2 protein-coding genes and 1 pseudogene are annotated in these 2,608 nt (G+C 67.7%); 2 read left to right on the top strand and 1 reads right to left on the bottom strand.

Features of this window, described 5'->3' with window-relative positions:
* Positions 1-862 (bottom strand): GNAT family N-acetyltransferase (locus tag EAO75_RS44485; protein ID WP_148000824.1); only part of this gene is annotated, 862 nt, incomplete at its 3' end.
* A gap of 274 nt (positions 863-1,136) precedes the next feature.
* Here EAO75_RS44485 and EAO75_RS44480 point away from each other — a divergent pair.
* Together EAO75_RS44480 and EAO75_RS48070 are read left to right on the top strand one after the other, a co-directional pair.
* The gene (locus tag EAO75_RS44480) at positions 1,137-1,769 is read left to right on the top strand and encodes an HAD family hydrolase (protein WP_148000823.1); all 633 of its coding nucleotides are present in this window, start codon (positions 1,137-1,139) and stop codon (positions 1,767-1,769) included.
* Positions 1,770-2,183: 414 nt separating this feature from the next.
* Positions 2,184-2,608 (top strand): annotated as a pseudogene (locus tag EAO75_RS48070) (hypothetical protein); the annotation flags it as partial.

Below are 2,608 nucleotides of genomic sequence, written 5' to 3'. Positions count from 1 at the left end.
CCGCCGCCACGGTCAGCGGAGCGAAGCGCCGGGTCCAGTCGCCGGGCAGTTCCGAGATGCCGTACGTCATGACCGCGTTGAAGGCGACGGAGGCCAGACCGTGCTCCTTCGCCCACGCCAGCAGCTCGTCATGGCGTACGTCGATGTCCGTGCGCAATGGACGGTCGGTGTGGGCGGCGAGGGCTGCGACGAGTGCCTTCGCGGTCTCGGTGTCTCGGGCGATCAGTGGGCCCACGACCTGCGTGTCCATGTTGGGCCAGGCACCCGCGTATCCGACGATCCGCCCGTTCTCCTCGGCAACGCGCAACTGGTCGGCGAAGGCGGGCAGCCGCGTGATGATGTGCGTGCGATCAGCGCCGAACACCTCCTCGTCGAGCCGCACGAGGGCGCTGAGGTCCTCGGCGGTGGCCGCACGCGTGGCGACCGTCGGCTCCGACGCACTGGGCGTGAACCGCCCGCGCAGCATCTCCGCCCGGCCGGTGACCTTGAAGCCGAGCTCCTCGTACAGCGGCTGGCCGTACGGCGTCGAGTGCAGCGTCAGCGGTGTGGTGCCCATCGAGTCGACGATGTGACGCATGAGCCGGCGGCCGATGCCCCGGCGGGCATACCGCTCGGCAACCAGGACCATGCCGATGGCTCCCAGATCGGGGCGCTCCTGAGGGCCGTAGTCCGTGACGACGCACGCGCTGACGAGACCGCCGTCGGGGGCGTCGATGCCGTAGCCCCTCCCGGCTGTGAGCAGGAATCCCCACTTGTGTTCCTCACGGGGCCAACCCCGATCCTCGGACAAGTCGGCGCAGGCGGTGAGGTCGCGGAGCGTCAGACGGCGGATGGGCAGAGCAGCGAGGGAAGGAGTCGGCACGCAGGTCAGGCTGTCTGACGACTGCCCTGGTCGTCCACCTGTTTCCGGGGAGACGTACGACCTTTTGGCCATGTCATGGGCCGCCGCACAGCACGCCGGTAGACGCTGGGTGTTTCACGTGAAACATGAGCGAACGCCGAGCATCCGCGAAAGGGCCTTCCACGACAACAAGGTTCTCGCGGCCATGCCCGCCGAGAGGTACGGCCACTGCCTGGCGAGGCTCTTCAGATCACCGTCCAGGAGATCGACCGCACCGGCCATTAGCCTCATGCGCATGGCGAGACTTCACCTCTTCGATATGGACGGCACGCTTCTGCGCGGAACATCCGCTCCCGTGGAGATCTCACGACAGCTCGGGCTGGAGGCGGAGACAGTCGCGCTCGATCGGGAGATATCGGCAGGGTTGATCGGCCCTCCGGAGTACGCGCAGCGGGTACACGCGCTCTGGGCCGATCTCACCGAGCTCCATGTGACGGCCGCTTTCGAGAGCGCGCCTTGGATGGCCCGGATCCGGGAGGTCTGGGCGGAGATCAGGGGACAGGGCGACTACTGTGCCGTGGTTTCCCTTTCGCCATCGTTCTTCGTCGAGCGGCTGACCGGCTGGGGCGCCCACGCGGCGTACGGTTCCCGCTTTCCTGCCGTGCCGTTCACCGAGCCCGTCGATCCGGCCGGAGTGCTCAGTGCCGAGGCAAAAGTTCGCATCGCGGACCGGCTGTGCGAGGAGTTCGGGGTGACGCGGGCCGAATGCGTCGCCTACGGCGACTCGCTGTCGGACAAGGACCTGTTCGGAGCCGTCCCAGTGTCCGTCGCAGTCAATGCGGACCGTCATCTGGCCGGCCTCGCGACCCATACCTACATGGGGATGGATCTGTGGGAAGCCTATGAATTGGTGCGCAGCGGCCGGTAATTGAAGGAATTGCCCCTTCGTCCTCTGACCCTTTTCGTGAGGGAGGAAGGGGGGACTTGTGATCGGAGCAACGGCCGGTATGGTCGACTCCGGTTCGTGTCCTGGCTGTGATGCACACTCCCGGCTTGGACCGAGCGCAAGGCGGAGCAGCGTAATGGGACGGAGAGATCGAAGACCCGCATTCTCGGTTACCGGGCCAGGGCGCTGACGCTCGGTGGGATGCTGCGGTGATAGCACTGCGGCCAATGTCACACTCTCGCCTTACTTGTCCGTACCGGGCGCGAATACGGGTTGAATGTGGGCGTATTGGATCGCGGCAACGAACGGGGAATGCAAGCCGTCGCGGGGGAAGAGGCACCTTCCGATCGAGGAAGTGCGCAGACCGACCGAGAGATGTTCGAGGCGAGGCACACCATGGACGCTCCGACCACCGCGTCGGCCGACAACGGCACTTCCGGCGGCGGGAGCGGCTGGTTCACGCCGCGCAAGCAGCCGGCGACGACCCCGGGCAGCGAACAGGAAGCGGCCGAGGGCCGACGCCTGGCGGCGATGCGCCCGGTGGGCAGGACGTTGACGGCCGACGGCACGGCCCTACCGGCCCAGGACCATGGCCCCGGCCCCGACGACGAGCAACACACTGGCGACGGAGCGACGGCACCACAACCGGGGGCACCGCCCGTGATGGCGCCCCCCGAACCGCCCGCCATGGGGCACATACCGCCCCCGCTCCCGCCGCCGGAAGTGCCGTTGTCGGCCGACGCGGTGGTCGGAGCGTCCATGGTGTGCCTCGCCTCGAACATCTCTCGGTCGGTCTGCGCACTTCCTCGATCGGAAGGTGC

This window comes from Streptomyces sp. UW30, from assembly GCF_008042075.1.
Lineage (GTDB): Bacteria > Actinomycetota > Actinomycetes > Streptomycetales > Streptomycetaceae > Streptomyces.
This window is presented reverse-complemented; position numbering and strand designations above follow the sequence as displayed.